Genomic DNA, 16,028 nt, shown 5'->3' on the forward strand with positions numbered 1-16,028 from the left:
CAATCTGGTTGTCCCTGTGGCCTCGCGTTCGCTCCTATACTTTTGTAGCGAACCAGAAAAAAATGAATCAAACAAATACACAGATGGACATGATGAAGTTAGGTCGTTTACTTACTTGGGCGTTGGTCGTAGCGATGCCGTTATGGTTTGGAAGTTGTAAGAAAGAAGGGGGCGGTGGTGATCTTGTAACGCCAAATTCCGTTGAAGGAAGCTGGAAAATTTCGGGTATCAAACTGAAACAGGGTACCCAGACCCAGGACTACCTAGAAGTAATGAAACAATACGTTGGTGAGGGAGTAATCGATTGTCTGACCGATACGAAGATTACCTTCAATAGTAACAGCAAAATTACGGGTGTCGCATCGCCCAAATGCCAGACGGATAATGCCGACGATATAAGTCCGGTGAGTGATACCTCGACCTGGAAAGTAACGGGTAATAAGCTGACGATCACGGATGGCGACGGATCTACATCTACCTACGATCTAACCCTCAACGGAGGTACCATGACCTGGGGCATTGATGCGCAGGAGGATCTGGATGGAGATGGTAAAAATGATAACTACACCACAATTATTGAATTCAAACGCGCGTAGGTTACTATTCTCTCTTTGCTAAAAAAGCAGCCCGTCGCACGACGGGCTGCTTTGGTATAAGTCAGTTGATGGGCAGGCAATCGGCCAGAACGCGGATGTATTGATCCAAATAAAGTGCCATATCCCGGCTCTTGTACTGCAAAATATAGCGGGGATGATCAAGCGTGACGATGCGGTCGAAGAAGCCCTGCTGGTCGTTGAGCCGACGTAGGTACGTTTCATTTTTGCGACCCAGGCATACGGCTGCCCGTCTGTCATAGCCAAAGCCGATCTGGGTCTTTACCGTTTCGGTAATGGCGGGCCAAAGCGCTTCCGTAGTGGCCCGATCATCGTAGAAATTATAATTCTTACCCGCCTTCGTTAAGGCCAGGGGGAACAACGAGGTCAGGAAGAAACGACTATAAAATTCCTTGGCCCCACCGAACGCTTCGATAACCTGGTAAATAAACCGACTCGACAGTTCGGGCGTATCGCGCAGGTCGTTGTCTATACCGCAATACCGGCGAAGGTTTTGGGGGGTGGTAAAAGAAATACCCGTCACGCCCGCCCCAAACCGTCCCGGATTGATGCCCAAAACGAAAATGCGCAGTGTTGTGTCGCTGTAGAATCGGTTATAAAATAAACGTATAATTTGCTGAACATCAGTAGACTGGTATGGATTCATGACGCCGATTTCAGGGGGCAGGCTGGTTGGTGCCGTGAGTGAATTATAGTAGCCAATGGCTTTATCAGAAAATGTCATAAGAGTAAGCGTTAGCGGGCTTTGGCGAACCATCGAACCGGTTGATTTATAAACAAGCGGTCGGTGGTGGGGGTTCTTTTTTTAGAGACATGACCGAACACCCCTAATTTCAACAATTATGGCACAATCTGAACAAGAAGTCTTTACCGCTTTCGACGCGACAAATCTTATTGCTCCTGGCGCTACGCTGACCCGCGTATCCAACCAGTTTAGCTTTACCGAAGGCCCCGCCGTTGATGCCGAAGGTAACGTATTCTTTACCGACCAGCCGAACGATAAAATTTGGCGGTATGGTATTGATGGTACGCTGTCGGTATTCATGGAAAAGTCAGGCCGCTCGAACGGGATGTATTTTGATCCTGCCGGTAATCTGGTAACCTGCGCCGACGAGAAAAATGAAATCTGGTCAATCAGTCCGCAAGGTAAAGTAACGGTGCTGATGACGGATCACGAAGGCAGCAGGCTCAATGGTCCCAACGATCTTTGGATTGATCAAAAAGGAAACATTTACTTTACCGACCCGTATTACGAGCGGGACTATTGGGCGCACAATGGGCCGCAGGTAACCGGCGAATACCTGTATTTTTTGCCTCATGGTAGACCCCATCCTGAGAAGGTCGATACGGATTATGTAAAACCAAACGGTATCATCGGCACCGCTGACGGCAAGCAGCTCTACGTCGCCGACATCGACGATGACAAAACCTATCGCTATACCATAAATTCCGACGCCAGTTTAAAAGACCGTCAACTTTTTGTGGAACAGGGTTCAGACGGAATGACGCTCGACGAACAGGGTAATCTTTACCTGACGGGGGGCGACGGCGTAACGGTTTACAGCCCTGCCGGCGAAAAAATTGCGCAAATACCAATTGACGAAGACTGGACGGGAAACATCTGTTTTGCCGGTACTGACCGCCAGACACTGTTTATCACGGCATCCGAGTCAATTTACACCCTGAAAATGCAAGTGGCAGGGCAAAATAAGGCGTAACAATACCATTAAAAAGAGGTTAAAGAAGCAGGGGTGTTACCAACCAGATGAACTGAATAAGCCCTGCTTCTTTACCCAGATGGACCAGCAAAGGATTGCTATTGTAGGAGGAGGTGCCTGTGGAACGGCTACGTTTATTCACCTCGTATTGAAATTGATCGTAACGCCCGAATCGGAACCCGTATCATTTGCGCTCATTGAAAAACGAGATGAAATAGGACCGGGGTTAGCCTATGGCACAGGCCAGAAAGGACATTTGCTCAACACATCAGCGGGATTGATGGGCATCTTCGCCCAGGAGCAGAACCACTTCGTCGAATGGATGGCTAGCCATCGCGAATTGATCGATGCCGAATACCCCGACATTGCTACCGACGAGCACAGTTACCCGCCCCGCGAACTTTACGGCATTTATCTTAAAGAGACGTTTGAGGAGTACGTTGAACTGGCCCGGCAGCATGGCATGACGGTCAATCTGTACCACGAACTGGCCGTCGACGCAGCAATTACTGAAGAGGGTGCTACCGTTACGCTCGAATCAGGACAAATTATTGAGGCTGATGTGCTGGTACTGGCGACAGGAACGCCCAAGTCCAACACCTTTAACGACCTGGAATCGTCGCCCAATTACCTGGATTCGCCCTGGCCCGCCGGTCGTATTCTGGACACGATTACTGATAAAGACGCGTCGGTTTGCGTACTGGGAGCCAGTCTGACCGCCATTGATGCGATCATAACATTGGTCAACAACGGCCACCGGGGACCCATCAAATTATACTCGAAAGACGGATTGATACCCCGCGTACAGTCACCGGAAGAAAAACCCTTCGACCGGAAGGAGCTGACCATCGGCAACGTTCGGCGAATCATCCGGGAGCAGAAGCGGGCGCTACGTGCCAGCGATCTGTTTCGCTTGTTTCGGGCTGAGGTTGAGCAAATAAAAGGACCGCTGGACTGGAAGCAGTGCCGCCGGATCGGGAAGTCCCAACTCGACCTGTTGAACGAAGACATTGAACAGGCACTTCAGGGCGACAGCATCTTTCAGAATATTCTGTATTCAACTCGCTATAGTTCGTTTGCGATCTGGCAACTGCTGCCGCAGGATGAACGAATCCGCTTCTCCAAGTGGCTTAAGCCTTATTCGGACATCAACCGTCACGCTATCCCTCTCCAGAACGCGTACAAACTCCGCGATCTGCTGGCTTCGGGTCAGGTGACGGTTACGGCGTATTCGGACGAAGTGACATGGGATGACAAAACCCGGCGTTTCACGATGACGACGGAAAAAGGATTCACCGATGAAGCCGACTACGTAATCAACGCAACTGGTCCGGCTACAAAAGCAGAAAAAATGCTTGTTCCGGTTTTGGAACGACTGCTTAAGAAGAACCAGTTGGTTCCTTGCGAAGCGGGTGGCGTACAGGCCGACGTCAATACCATGCAGCTCTACGTGCCAAACATGGGCGATGCGCCCGCCTATGGAATCGGCCATCTGCTGGTCGGCGAATTGTTCGATACAAACTCCGTTTGGTTCAATGTGGCCCGCATTGACCCGCTAACCCAATCGATTATCAAACGAATCCAACATGAACGTACTGAGCGAGTTGCTTACTAGTGTCGTACCCTTGTACGGTTTTATCATACTTGGGTACGTCGCCAGTCGGTGGCTTGGTCTCAAAAGTAAGCCCATTTCGAGCCTGTTGCTTTACGTGCTGATTCCGCTGGTCATCTTTGATAACATCCTGAAAGCCGAACCCGCCCAGTTGGCAACGGCTATGGGCATTATCTTTCTATTGGCGGCTCTTATGAACATTCCCGCTCAACTGGCCGGTCGGCGGTTGGGGGGGGATATCAATCAGGACTTGCTGCGTTGCTCGTTTTCGTACTTCAACATCGGCTGGTTTGGTATTCCAGTCGTAATGGCTTTGTTCGGAGAGGAAAAAATGCCGCTGATCATCAGTGCGTACATGGGAAATGTGCTGTACGGTGATACCGTGGGCTATTACCTTATATCCCGTAGCAAAGACATGGGCGTCGGCGATTCAGTCAAAAATGTCCTGAAGATTCCGGCTATCTACGCGCTGGTGGCAGCTATTATTGCCAATGCGTACGGGTTTACAATGCCCGAATCACTGGAACCGGTAATGAAAGGAGCCAGTTGGACGCTCTCAGCCCTCGGCATGACCATTATCGGTGTCACACTCACCGCCGTTGATGTGAAAAAGGTTGATTATAGCCTGTTCAGTAAGATCATGGCTGTACGCTACGTGGCCGCTGCCGTGATCCTTGGAGCACTGGTCTGGCTTGAGTCTATCGTGCTGGGTAAACTGGAAGGTGACGACCAGAAATTGATCCTGTTAATGGCGTCGTTCCCGATTGCCGCCAATCTCGTCGTGTTTGCCACCTTTATCGATTCCGAAACGGAAAACGCGTCTATTCTGGTGACATTCTCGTCCATTATCTCGTTGTTCCTCGTTCCGGCAACTTGTCTGTTACTATTTCAGTCGTGAGTAGAGTTAGATTATTTCTTTTCGTAACCTACCTCTCACAAGTTGGGTATAGTTTTTGTCATGGCTTCGGCCACCCGGCCCGACGCCATGACAAAAACTATACCCAATACCTCTGCTAACCTTTAATATTCTTCCGGCGGTTCCGCTGGAAATCCTCGAACATCATATTGCCTAATCCCTGCAAGCCACTGTAGTAAGCGCGCCCGTTATTCACCTTCGTAAACTCTTGCACGAACTGTTTCAGATACGGGTCCGAAGCAATCATGAACGTGGTAATGGGAATCTCTAATCGACGGCATTGAGCGGCTAACGTCAAGGTTTTGCTCACTACCTTGCGATCAAGCCCGAACGAGTTTTTGTAATACTTAATCCCTTCTTTCAGACAGGTCGGTTTTCCGTCGGTGATCATAAAGATCTGCTTGTTCTTGTTTTTGCGTCGACGCAGCAAGTCCATTGCCAGTTCAAGCCCGGCCACGGTGTTGGTGTGGTAAGGACCAACTTCTAGATACGGTAATTCCTTCGCCTGAATCTGCCATGCATCGTTCCCAAACACCACAATGTCGAGCGTGTCTTTCGGGTATTTCTGTTTGATCAGCTCGACCAGTGCCAGGGCTACTTTCTTAGCGGGCGTGATGCGGTCCTCGCCGTACAGAATCATCGAGTGGCTGATGTCGATCATCAGTACCGTTGACGTCTGCGTTTTCTGCTCTTTCTCCGTTACCTCCAGGTCGCGCTCCATCAGGCGGAAATCATCGACACCGCTGTTGATCTGCGCGTTTTTGATGGATTCGGTCATCGAGATCTGTTCCAACGTATCGCCAAACTGGTAGGTCCGTAGATCACTGCTCAATTCATCACCCGAGCCCGAGTAAGGCGTATTGTGGTTGCCTCCTGATTTCGACCGCTTGAGTTTACCGAAAATCTCATCGAGTGCCGACCGTCGGATCGTCTGTTCGCTTTTAGGCGTCATCACGATTTTGCCTTCCTCGTTGTCTTCGGTCAGATACCCTTTTTCTTTCAGATCGTCGAAAAAGTTACCGATGCCGTATTTGTCGTCGGTCAGGCCGTACTGCCGGTCAAGCTGGCTCATCCAGGACATCGCCTGCTCTACATCGCCGGAGGTCAGCAGGAGCAGTTGCTGGAAGATGTTAAGGAGCTGATCGAACTTATTGCCGTCTTTTTGTTCGGGGGGGACGTAGTCAGAAAATTGAAAGCCTTTCATATAGCCAATGAGTGATTGAGCGAACTGTAAATGCGTGAGGTGCTAGTTACGTAAAATCTTTCTTTGAGAACAGTATGGGTAACGGATTTGTTCGGCTGGCTAAAATGAGTCAGCGTATGGGCAAAATAGGCGTGTCGTTAATGGATAGCTGGTATGCAAAAATCCCCGCCATCGACCAATGCTAACGATCAGTCAATGGCGGGGATTGTCCGCTAACGAATTAAAATGGTTTAGAACCGGTAGCTGATGCCAACGCGTGAGTTACGGCCCGGCTCAGCCTGATAGTAGTAGAAGGTCAGGTAGGGCGAACCGGAATACAGATAAGCGTCGGTCAGGTTGAAGACGTTAGCCGTGACCCGGAACCGATCCTGTTCCCAGAACAACCCACCGTCGAGTTTGAAGTAATCGGGTAGTGCCAGCTGTCCCGTTGCCCCAGTCCAGGCCCAGGTTGTGCGCTCACCCTGGTAGTTGAAACCCAGAGAAGCTCCAACCCCTTTCAATACACCCTGCTGAACCCGGTAGCTCAACCAGGCATTGGCGTTGTGCTTCGCGTAGCCTGGCACTTTGTTGCCGACCAGAGACTCGGTAGCCGAACGTGAAATCTTTGAATCCGTCAAGGCGTAGTTGGCAACCAGGTTCAGACCGCTTACAATTTCGCCCCGCAAATCGAATTCAATACCCTGCGTTTTGGTTTGGCCGAACTGGATAACAAACTGCTCGCTAGCCGTATTGCTGGGATCAGCCGAGTTCTGGTTGTTTTGCAGGATGCTGTACAACGCCAATGTCGTATTCCAGCGACCGCCGAACCAATCGCGTTTCAGGCCGATCTCCTGGTTGTTGCCGGTAACGGGTTTCACCTCGCCACCGTCGCGCCGGATACCGGTCTGCGGGACAAAGGACTGATCGTAAAGGGCATAAACCGATGTTTGTGGATCAATCGAAACACTCAGGCCCACCCGGGGCGTAAAGCGTTTTCCTTTGGTGATGGTACCGTACGAATTATTCGTTACGTCGGTAAAACGACCCGCCAACGTCAGGCGAAGGCGATTATTAAGAAAGCCCAATTCGTCTTGTGCGTAGAAGCCGGTATACGACTGCGTCAGCACACCGCCCGCCCGCTGGGCTAAACTCTTGCTCCGGTCAAAGTTGCTAATGGGGAGCACAGGTGCTCCTCGCGTAGCCCGGTAGATGTTGAACGAACCCGCTGTGTCTAGATTGAAGGACTGTCCCCAGTCGGCGAGGTACTCTTTGCTGCCTAAATCCAGACCTGTCAGGATGCGGTGCTGAATACCGCCCGTCTGCGCCGTTCCGTTCAAGTATAGCTGACCAAATTTCATAACAGACGACGCGTCCCAGATGCTTACGTTTCGGATGACGTCGCCATTCGCGCTCACCGAGTTTACCCACATCGAACTACCCATCTGCTGGTAATTGAAGTACGAGCCCTGAGCCGTTATTTTCCAGTTGGGATCGATCTGGTGCTGAAGGTTAATGGTCAGGTTATGATCGTTGATAGTAGTGGGTTCCAGACCGCGTTCGGCAAGCGTAAAATCGCGGGGGAGCTTCGCATAGCCACGCGTATCGAACGCATAGTAACTACCCACGTTCGACATTTTTGAATACTGATAAATGTATTCGGTCGTCAGTGTTGTCCGGTCGCTTAGGCGGTAGCTGATAACGGGAGCAACGCTGTAGCGGTTGTTGTATTCGTACGGGCGGAACGAGTTTTTGGTTTGCCCCATCGCGTTGAAGCGGTACAACAAACGACCATCCGAACTGAGCTTGCCGTCCAGATCAATCGAAGCCCGGTAGAAATCGTAACTGCCCAGAATAAGGCTGGCTTCACCTTTGGTAACACCTGTTGGCCGTTTGGTCACGACGTTGTAAATACCGGTTGGGTCGCCATTCGACATCATAAAACCGGCGGGACCTTTCACAAACTCAATGTGATCGACAAAGCTCATGTCTTCCGTTAGCGGACCCCAGGTTGAGGTGATGTTCATGCCGTTCCGAAACGCTGACAAACGACCACCCCGCGCGTTTACCCGCGAATACATATCGCCCCAATGTTCGAGCCGGGTCGCTCCGCTAACGTTGCGAATAACGCCATCGCTCATGCTGGTAACCAGCTGATCCGATAGCACCTTATTGGTGATAACCTGAATATTCTGCGGAATTTCAAGAATGGGAGCCGTCAGCCGTAGCGACGAAGAAACGTTCGGGTCGGTGTACTTGCCCCGTCCGGCCATCACCATAACTTCCTGCAACTGGTTGGCACTTTCGTTGAGCATAACGGTTGGGACATCGGTAACCTGCCCTGCTTGCACGCTTACAGCCTGTTCCCGAGTTTCCAGGCCAATCAGTGAAATTTGAAGCGTATAGTCGCCTGCTTTAATGTTTTTTAGCTCATAGGTACCCTCCGCCGTAGACATGGCACCGTAACGAGTTCCTTTCAACTGTACGGTAACCGATTCGACTGGATTGCCTTCGGAAGAAGTAATCTTACCGCGAAGGCCACCCGTTTGCGCAAAGGCAACACTACTACTAAGACACAGTAGTAGAACGTACATATATAATTTGCTCATCTTGACTGAATTTGGTTAACGGCTGCAAAAGTACATATTAGTTCTTATTTAGACCACGTATAAATAAAATAATTGAGTATATTTCTTGTCGGACATTCTTTTATACAACTTAGTCCTACCGAGAAAGCCTCAAAAAAACGGCTACAATGACGACGGGCGAGTTGATTTCGGGTATTTGCCCAAAATCAACCCGCCCGTCAGGTAAGGATTATACTTACTTATCAATTCGTGCTTACGCCTTTGACGTAGTCAAAGTAGATGCCGGATCAGCTACCAAAGCGGACAAAGTTGTGGAGTCAGCGGGACCGCCATGTGGTGTCGGTTTCTCAAAACTGACACGGATTGCTACCGCCGAGTGTCGGTTTTGAGAAACCGACACCACGGTCCCACCGACACTGCTCTTCCAGCCCGCATGGGCGTCAATCAGCGAACTATTATCAAACGTTTCTACAATTGGGCCAGTAAATAAAGCACCGCCATACGAACCGCAACACCGTTTTCTACCTGGTCCAGAATGATGGAATGCGACGAGTCGGCAGCATCGGAGGTTAGTTCGACACCCCGGTTGACGGGGCCAGGGTGCATCAGAACGATAGGCCGATCGAGTTCGTCGAGCATTTGTTTGGAAATGCCGAAGTACAGCGAATACTCGCGTAACGACGGGAAGTATTTGATTTGCTGGCGTTCCAGCTGAATGCGAAGCACGTTCGCCACATCGCACCAGGCCAGGGCCGCCCGAACGTCATGCCCGACTTTCACCCCAAGGGCTTCGATGTGTTTTGGAATAAGCGTTTTGGGGCCACACACCATCACCTCGGCTCCTTGTTTCTGCAAACAGAAAATATTGGACAGCGCTACCCGCGAGTGGGTAATGTCGCCGATGATGGCAATGCGCTTACCAGCTACGTCGCCGAGCTTTTCGCGAATGGAAAAGGAATCCAGCAACGCCTGGGTCGGGTGTTCGTGGGTGCCGTCGCCCGCGTTGACGACATTGGCGTTGATGTGCTTGGTCAGGTAGTGAGGAGCGCCGGGGCTGCTGTGCCGCATCACGACCATATCCACTTTCATCGCCAGAATGTTGTTGACCGTATCCAGTAAGGTTTCGCCCTTCTTCACCGAGCTGCCCGACGCCGAAAAATTAACGACATCCGCCGACAATCGCTTTTCGGCTAGTTCAAACGACAGTCGGGTACGGGTCGAATTCTCGAAGAAAACGTTGGCGATGGTCACATCACGTAACGAGGGAACCTTCTTAATCGGGCGGTTGATGACTTCTTTGAACTGCCCGGCCGTTTCCAGAATGAGCTGAATGTCAGATTCGGTCAGGTCTTTAATGCCCACCAGATGGCGGACGCTGAGAGATTGGGCCATGGAAGCAGTAAAACTATAAATTGGGCAAAGATAGTGGTCTGCTCCACGGAACAAGTCATAGAAGGCTATTTTTTCATTGTTTTACCAGGGGAAAGAGCGTGGACTCAACGTGCGAACTGGTCATCAATCGGCCCAGTTCGTCCGCTTTGTCGGGGTATTGGGCCGCTAGGTTTTTGGTTTCGCCAGGGTCATTTGACAAGTCATAAAGCTCGACTAGCCCCTTCGGATTCTGGACAACCTGTAGCCGAACCGCTTTCCATTTGCCCTGACGGATAGCCTGTTTGCCACCTCCTTCGTGAAATTCCCAATACAGATAATCGTGTTTTTGCTGCGTTCCTCGGCCCGTCAGCGACGAAACAAAGGATAGACCATCAATTGGAGTAGTTGATTTGGCTCCTGCCAGTTCGGCAAAAGTGGGAAACAGATCCCAGAATGCGCCCATGTAATCGCTTTTCGATCCCGGGTTGATGACGCCGGGCCAGCAAGCGAGGAAAGGCTCCCGGATACCCCCTTCGTACAAATCCCGTTTGACACCCCGAAAGCCACCACCACTGTTGAAAAATTGAGGATCGGCTCCTCCTTCCGTATGTGGGCCGTTGTCGCTGGTAAAAATGACCAGCGTGTTCTGGTCCAGTCCTTTTGCTTTCAACGAAGCCATCAACTGACCGACATACAGGTCGAGCCGGGCTACCATAGCGGCAAACGTAGCCCGTGGATAGGCCTGCGAAGTGTACCCACCCGTTTTGGCGTCGGGTCCATAGTCGGCTCCGTTGAACGGTTTCTCATCGAATTTTCCTTTGTACTGCGCAAACAGACTGTCGTCGGGGACGAGCAGTTCGGCATGAGGGAGGGTGTAAGGCAGAAACAGAAAGAACGGTTGTTTGCCCGTCTGTTCGTTTAGAAACTGAAGCGCCTGTTTCTGAATAAGATCCGGCGCATAGTCGCGGGCTTGTTTCAGGTCCTGATTGCCATTCAGAACCACTTTCTGGCCATTGTTCCAAAGATGATCGGGATAATAACGGTGGGCCAGCGCCTGACAGTTGTAACCGTAAAACTGGTCGAACCCTTGTCGGGTTGGGTCGCCCTCCGAACCGACGGGGCCTAATCCCCATTTGCCGAATGCCGCCGTGGTATAGCCCGCTTTTTTTAACAGTTCAGCCATGGTAACGACCGAATCAGCGATGGGTTGCTGGCCCTCGGGCTTTACTTCTTTGTTCCCCCGTATGTACGTATGGCCCGTATGCTGCCCCGTCATAAGTGATGAGCGCGACGGGGCACAGACGGATGTACCCGCGTAAAACTGAGTGAACTGCATTCCTTCCTTGGCCAGCCGATCAATATTAGGTGTCTTGATTCGTTTCTGTCCATTAACGCCAATGTCGCCGTACCCCAGATCATCCGCCAGAATAACGACGATGTTGGGGCGGCTAGGTGTTTGAGCGTAGTTGACAAGAATAAAAGAAAGACTAACGGAAAGGCAGAGAAGAAAGGTTTTCATAGGCTGCTGGTTACTGTTTCGGTATTCGCGGAGGTTATTTTACCGCCGTGAAATTCATTTTCGGCTGCTGCATGGCGTTTTCCAGAATCTTTATTTCAAGCTGGAGAATTGCTTCTTCCGCTTTGCTGTTGATCTTGTCGGGGTCGTCGGAGGGTTTGTGGTAGTCGGGGTGGCCGCCCGTGTGAAAGAACAGCACCGGAATCTGTTTGGCGTAAAAAGCCGCGTTGTCGGAACCCCCATTGCCGGGACGATCCGTGAAAAACTTGATTGTACTTTCGACACCCTTGAACACAGTCGGCCAGGCATCGCTCGTTCCGTAACCACCAATGCCAACGCCCCGCTCAGGATTGTAGCGGCCAATCATGTCCATACAGATCATAAAATTCATTTTCTCCAACGGCAATGTCGGATTATTGAGAAAGTATCTGGAGCCCTGCAAGCCTAGCTCTTCAGCACCAAAGGCCATAAATAAGAAATTGTATGGCTCTTTGACGTTGTTTTTGGCGAAATACTGTGCTAACTCCAGCAAACCAGCCACACCCGACGCATTATCATCGGCTCCGTTATGAATCTTTCCTTCGGGTTGCGTCTCCAGTGAACTACCCTGCCGACCCAAGCCGAGGTGATCATAGTGAGCGCCGATGACAATGGTGTACGGTGCGCCGTTGTCCAGAAAACCAATCATATTGGCGGCTTTTGGTAAACTGTCAGCAACGACTACCCGTCTGATTTTTGCCGTAAACGGCTGGTAATAGCCATCGGTGCCCAATGGTAATAGTTTGTACTTGCGAAACTGTTTGGCGATGTACGCGGCTGCTTTAGCATTTTCGGGGCTGCCTGTACCCCGGCCCTGCATCTTATCGGAAGCGAGTTTGTCGATGTGTTGAGCAATCCGTTTGGCGGATGGCGTCTGCCCAAAAAGGGGGCCAGCTAAAAAAACCAAGAAAAAGAGAAAGCGGTTTTGCATAAAATACTTTAGACGAAAAGCCCAAAGATACTAACCACTTACGCTACCAAAGACAATACATACGGCTAATCTAAAACCAGACTTTCATTGTCAGTTGATTAATCTTTGTCTTTTAGCCAATCGGCCAGTAGATGGGGCAGTTGTTCATTCACTAAAAAATTCATGCTGCTAACAAGCTGTCTAAATTTTTTCCTGAAGGATCGAAGTGAGTGTTTTTTGTCATCCCGAGGAACGAGGGATCTTTGCGAACCGGTACTTTATACTATTTCCGAAGATCCCTCGTTCCTCGGGATGACAAAAATGGTACAAAAATAAATTCTTAGACAGTCTCTATAGGAAGGGTATTAAAGTGCGCTAGTCGAACGGCATAGTTTAAACATTCTTGAATATCATCCGCTTCCAGACCTGGATAATCAGCTATGATTTCAGATTATGTCATTCCGCTGGCTAACAATTCTAGAATTGTCGTGACTTACAGCCGTGACCCACGAATCGTGGGTTTGCCGTGGCATATAGTTGGGTCAATGGTGATTCGGGTTAGCATACTCTCTATGTTTATGTAAAAGTAAGACAGAGAATAGTATTCGCAATTTGCTCTATTTCAACACGACACAACTGTAAGCAGGTACGGTCAGGCGGTCACTGTTGAGCGAGCTACCCGCTGCGCCTTCAAAAACGATGGCTGTACACCATTCTTCCGTTGGCGAGAAGACGACATCAATCGATTTTTTGGTCAGGTTATGAACAACCAGTACACGCTGACCGTCTGAGCCATTTTGCCGGATGAATGCGACAACGCCCTTCTGGCGGATACCTGACTGGCTCAACAGGCTCAGGTTGTTATTCAGAACGGGATGGTTATTCCGGTAGTGGATCAGGCGTTGGTAGTGGTTGAAAAGCGAGTTCGGGTCCGACTGTTGCTGAGCCAGTGGCTGAATCGTCTGGCTGGTGCTGTAGCGACCCCGACGCCAGCGCGTCCGTTGTTTGTCCCGTTCCCGAATGTCCCACAAAAACGGTTCCCGTATAAACTCATCCGGCTTCATACCCAACATCCCGATTTCTTCGCCATAATACAGATAGGGAAGGCCGGGCAACGTCAGCAAGAGATTGGCCGCTACTTTCAATTGATCAATATTTCCATGAAGCAGACTGCCAATCCGGTTCTGGTCATGGTTTGACAGGAGTAAGGCATCAATAAATTGAGGGTTAACCGTTCGGAAGGTGGCGTGGACATATGAAAGATACTCCACCAAGTCTTCGGTGTCATTTTCTTTCCGAACGATCTCCGCGATCATCAATTGAAGGTCGAAATTGAAATTGGCTTTCAACCCCCGGAAATAAGGCGCAATGTGTTCGGGGCGGGTCCAGACTTCGCCGACGGTATAGGCACCGGGCTTAGCCGCTTCGACTACCTGCCCGAATTGTGCCCAAAACTCATGATTTTTAGGTTCTTCAAACTCGCGGTATAAATGACGTGCCGCGTCGAGCCGGAAACCGTCTACGCCAATGTCGTTGAGCCAGTAGCGAACAATCTTAAAAACTTCGTCCCGTACCGGCTGATAGTCGAAATTCAGGTCGGGCATACCGCTCCAGAACATACCGTAATATCGTTCGGGGTAGGCTGCTCCACGAACTGCGTGCCAGGGGTTTCGTTCGCCCGAATCGGCCGTAATGTCGCGGGTTGCCAGCTTACGCCGTTTGATCTCGTCAGGGCGAAGCCATTTATAGTAGTTCCAGTACGGGTTATCAGGCCCCTTTGAGGCTTCCTCAAACCACGGATGTTTGATGCTGGTGTGGTGGAGAACCAGGTCGATAATAACGCCAATACCCCGCTGGTGCGCTTCGGTAACGAGCCGCTTAAAATCGTCCATCGTTCCATACTCCGGATCAATGCCATAGTAATCCGTCACATCGTACTTATGATACGTTGGCGACGGGCTGATCGGCATGAGCCAGATCGTCGATACGCCAAGGTCTTTCAGGTAATCAAGTTTGCTGGTAACCCCGTTCAGGTCGCCGATGCCATCGCCGTTGGAGTCGGCAAAGGAACGGACAAAAATTTCGTAGTGAACCCCCGTCTGGCCGACCGAAGGAGAAGACGCATCAGCTGTAAAGCGTGAGCCTACCGCTGATGGCGTGGCATTATTTGTGTGCATTCAGGAAAATGTAGCTATCCTTTTGGTGAACGGAGAAACGAACGGATGAGTTTATCTTTGTGTCTATCTTGACCGGTTTTGCCGAGTAGCTAATACAGCTAAAGCAATGATTAGTTCTTTACACGTTGATGGCGTAAGGCTTCAGCGCCTGATAAACCCGGTGCGTTGGCAAACCCATTACCGTGTAAAATGAGCCTTCTAACTGGTCGATACCAACTAAACCGATAAAGTCCTGCGCGCCGTAAGAACCCGCTTTGTCGAAGGGTTTACACTCGTGGATATAGTATGAGATTTCTGCATCGGTCAGCGTGACAAACCGAACAGTTGTTTCATCGGTAAAGGAATGTACGATTGGCTCGGTCGAATCAACGGACGGAGTCAGGAGGGCAACGCCGGTCCGGACGCGGTGGGTTCGTCCCGATAGCGCCCGCAGCATTCGGCGGGCGTCAGCTTCGTCCTGGGGCTTATTCATGATCTGGTTGTCCAAAATAACAACCGTGTCGGCGCAGAGAACAATGCGCTGCCCTAAGTCCGGCATAAACTGTTCCGCTTTCTGACGGGCGAGATATTCGGCCACTTCATTGACGGGCATCGTGTCAGGAAAAATCTCGTCGGTGGGACGCGTCTCAATTGTAAACTGAAATCCGGCGTCGTTCATGAGTTGTTTCCGGCGGGGCGATCCGGATGCCAACACGAGCGGGTAACGTAAGAGGAACATGTATAGGTCGGTTATGTACTATTGACGGACAAATTTCGGGCTATATTCGTAAAACATACAGAATAACCTATAAATCACTAGTCTCTTGAGAATTCGTCCTGCTACTGGTGCCGATGCGCCAACACTCGTGCCGTTAGCGGCAACGACCATACGCGAAGCTTTCGGGCCCCCTCACAATCCGGCTCAGCTTGTTGAGGAGTACATTGAAACGGCCATCACTGAGCCCATCCTGGAAGCTGAACTGGCCGACCCACGTTCAACGTTCTTCATCATCGAAAATGATGAACAGATACCCGTTGGTTACGCGAAGTTACGTCGGCATCGGGCACCGCGTCGGTTAGCGCAGTCGCTTGGCGAAACGGATAAAGCCATTGAAATACAGCGAATTTATTTGTTGCAGCATCAGATAGGGCAGGGGCAGGGTCGCCTGCTTATGCAACACTGTTTAGACTGGGCGCGTAGTGCTGGTTACACCGTCGTCTGGCTCGGTGTTTGGGAGCGGAATGAACGCGCACTTGCCTTTTACCAAAAAAATGGGTTCGAGCGCTTTGGGTACCACTATTTTCAGTTTGGGTCCGAGCGGCAGCGGGATTTTTGGCTCAAAAAACAGTTATAGCTTCGGGAATTGCTCAAGAGCTACAATAGCTGACCTGGCGAAAAGGCTATGAG

At 50.6% G+C, this 16,028-nt stretch carries 13 protein-coding genes and 1 pseudogene; 5 read left to right on the forward strand and 9 right to left on the reverse strand.

Features of this window, described 5'->3' with window-relative positions; translation table 11 throughout:
• Positions 1-62 precede the first annotated feature (62 nt).
• Positions 63-596: a lipocalin-like domain-containing protein gene (locus M0L20_RS15690; protein ID WP_248477877.1), complete on the forward strand. Its 534-nt coding sequence runs from the start codon at positions 63-65 to the stop codon at positions 594-596.
• A 61-nt stretch (positions 597-657) separates the two neighbouring features.
• On the opposite strand, the gene M0L20_RS15695 is transcribed toward M0L20_RS15690, so the two are convergent.
• The gene (locus M0L20_RS15695; protein ID WP_248477878.1) at positions 658-1,338 is read right to left on the reverse strand and encodes a uracil-DNA glycosylase family protein; all 681 of its coding nucleotides are present in this window, start codon (positions 1,336-1,338) and stop codon (positions 658-660) included.
• A gap of 118 nt (positions 1,339-1,456) precedes the next feature.
• Between M0L20_RS15695 and M0L20_RS15700 the strand changes: the two genes are divergently transcribed.
• The 3 genes from M0L20_RS15700 to M0L20_RS15710 all read left to right on the forward strand — a co-directional run bounded on the left by M0L20_RS15700 (position 1,457) and on the right by M0L20_RS15710 (position 4,842).
• Positions 1,457-2,332 carry an SMP-30/gluconolactonase/LRE family protein gene (locus M0L20_RS15700; RefSeq protein WP_248477879.1) on the forward strand — a complete coding sequence of 292 codons (876 nt, stop codon included), beginning with the start codon at positions 1,457-1,459 and terminating at the stop codon, positions 2,330-2,332.
• Between the two features lie 79 nt (positions 2,333-2,411).
• Positions 2,412-3,947, forward strand: a complete 1,536-nt coding sequence (locus M0L20_RS15705; protein WP_248477880.1) for an FAD/NAD(P)-binding protein — start codon at positions 2,412-2,414, stop codon at positions 3,945-3,947.
• Positions 3,919-4,842 carry an AEC family transporter gene (locus M0L20_RS15710; protein WP_232561864.1) on the forward strand — a complete coding sequence of 308 codons (924 nt, stop codon included), beginning with the start codon at positions 3,919-3,921 and terminating at the stop codon, positions 4,840-4,842. The genes M0L20_RS15705 and M0L20_RS15710 overlap by 29 nt, the downstream gene beginning before the upstream one ends.
• A gap of 115 nt (positions 4,843-4,957) precedes the next feature.
• On the opposite strand, the gene M0L20_RS15715 is transcribed toward M0L20_RS15710, so the two are convergent.
• The 8 genes and pseudogenes from M0L20_RS15715 to M0L20_RS15750 form a co-directional block, all read right to left on the reverse strand.
• Positions 4,958-6,064, reverse strand: a complete 1,107-nt coding sequence (locus tag M0L20_RS15715; RefSeq protein ID WP_232561865.1) for a vWA domain-containing protein — start codon at positions 6,062-6,064, stop codon at positions 4,958-4,960.
• Positions 6,065-6,294: 230 nt separating this feature from the next.
• Positions 6,295-8,634, reverse strand: a complete 2,340-nt coding sequence (locus tag M0L20_RS15720; RefSeq protein ID WP_248477881.1) for a TonB-dependent siderophore receptor — start codon at positions 8,632-8,634, stop codon at positions 6,295-6,297.
• A 462-nt stretch (positions 8,635-9,096) separates the two neighbouring features.
• Entirely contained in the window at positions 9,097-10,020 is a 924-nt protein-coding gene (locus M0L20_RS15725) for an aspartate carbamoyltransferase catalytic subunit (protein WP_248477882.1), read from the reverse strand.
• 73 nt (positions 10,021-10,093) lie between these two features.
• Entirely contained in the window at positions 10,094-11,518 is a 1,425-nt protein-coding gene (locus M0L20_RS15730) for an arylsulfatase (protein ID WP_248477883.1), read from the reverse strand.
• Between the two features lie 34 nt (positions 11,519-11,552).
• Positions 11,553-12,485 (reverse strand): M20/M25/M40 family metallo-hydrolase, encoded by a 933-nt coding sequence (locus tag M0L20_RS15735; RefSeq protein WP_248477885.1) that lies wholly within the window; start codon positions 12,483-12,485, stop codon positions 11,553-11,555.
• 319 nt (positions 12,486-12,804) lie between these two features.
• Positions 12,805-13,029, reverse strand: a pseudogene (locus M0L20_RS15740) (DUF433 domain-containing protein).
• 52 nt (positions 13,030-13,081) lie between these two features.
• The gene (locus M0L20_RS15745; protein ID WP_248477887.1) at positions 13,082-14,641 is read right to left on the reverse strand and encodes an alpha-amylase family glycosyl hydrolase; all 1,560 of its coding nucleotides are present in this window, start codon (positions 14,639-14,641) and stop codon (positions 13,082-13,084) included.
• A 118-nt stretch (positions 14,642-14,759) separates the two neighbouring features.
• Positions 14,760-15,359 carry a Maf family protein gene (locus M0L20_RS15750; protein ID WP_248477889.1) on the reverse strand — a complete coding sequence of 200 codons (600 nt, stop codon included), beginning with the start codon at positions 15,357-15,359 and terminating at the stop codon, positions 14,760-14,762.
• An 85-nt stretch (positions 15,360-15,444) separates the two neighbouring features.
• Between M0L20_RS15750 and M0L20_RS15755 the strand changes: the two genes are divergently transcribed.
• A complete protein-coding gene (locus M0L20_RS15755) occupies positions 15,445-15,975 on the forward strand; it encodes a GNAT family N-acetyltransferase (protein ID WP_248477890.1) in 531 nt (176 codons plus the stop codon).
• The last annotated feature ends 53 nt before the right edge of the window (positions 15,976-16,028 follow it).

This window comes from Spirosoma liriopis, from assembly GCF_023196085.1.
GTDB lineage: Bacteria > Bacteroidota > Bacteroidia > Cytophagales > Spirosomataceae > Spirosoma > Spirosoma oryzicola.

Excerpts from the sequence above, each read along its gene's own strand:
- M0L20_RS15715 (WP_232561865.1), bottom strand. The coding sequence starts at position 6,064 with ATGAAAGGCTTTCAATTTTCTGACTACGTCCCCCCCGAACAAAAAGAC.
- M0L20_RS15730 (WP_248477883.1), bottom strand. The coding sequence starts at position 11,518 with ATGAAAACCTTTCTTCTCTGCCTTTCCGTTAGTCTTTCTTTTATTCTT.
- M0L20_RS15750 (WP_248477889.1), bottom strand. The coding sequence starts at position 15,359 with ATGTTCCTCTTACGTTACCCGCTCGTGTTGGCATCCGGATCGCCCCGC.
- M0L20_RS15745 (WP_248477887.1), bottom strand. The coding sequence starts at position 14,641 with ATGCACACAAATAATGCCACGCCATCAGCGGTAGGCTCACGCTTTACA.
- M0L20_RS15735 (WP_248477885.1), bottom strand. The coding sequence starts at position 12,485 with ATGCAAAACCGCTTTCTCTTTTTCTTGGTTTTTTTAGCTGGCCCCCTT.
- M0L20_RS15710 (WP_232561864.1), top strand. The coding sequence starts at position 3,919 with ATGAACGTACTGAGCGAGTTGCTTACTAGTGTCGTACCCTTGTACGGT.
- M0L20_RS15700 (WP_248477879.1), top strand. The coding sequence starts at position 1,457 with ATGGCACAATCTGAACAAGAAGTCTTTACCGCTTTCGACGCGACAAAT.
- M0L20_RS15720 (WP_248477881.1), bottom strand. The coding sequence starts at position 8,634 with ATGTACGTTCTACTACTGTGTCTTAGTAGTAGTGTTGCCTTTGCGCAA.
- M0L20_RS15695 (WP_248477878.1), bottom strand. The coding sequence starts at position 1,338 with ATGACATTTTCTGATAAAGCCATTGGCTACTATAATTCACTCACGGCA.
- M0L20_RS15690 (WP_248477877.1), top strand. The coding sequence starts at position 63 with ATGAATCAAACAAATACACAGATGGACATGATGAAGTTAGGTCGTTTA.
- M0L20_RS15705 (WP_248477880.1), top strand. The coding sequence starts at position 2,412 with ATGGACCAGCAAAGGATTGCTATTGTAGGAGGAGGTGCCTGTGGAACG.
- M0L20_RS15725 (WP_248477882.1), bottom strand. The coding sequence starts at position 10,020 with ATGGCCCAATCTCTCAGCGTCCGCCATCTGGTGGGCATTAAAGACCTG.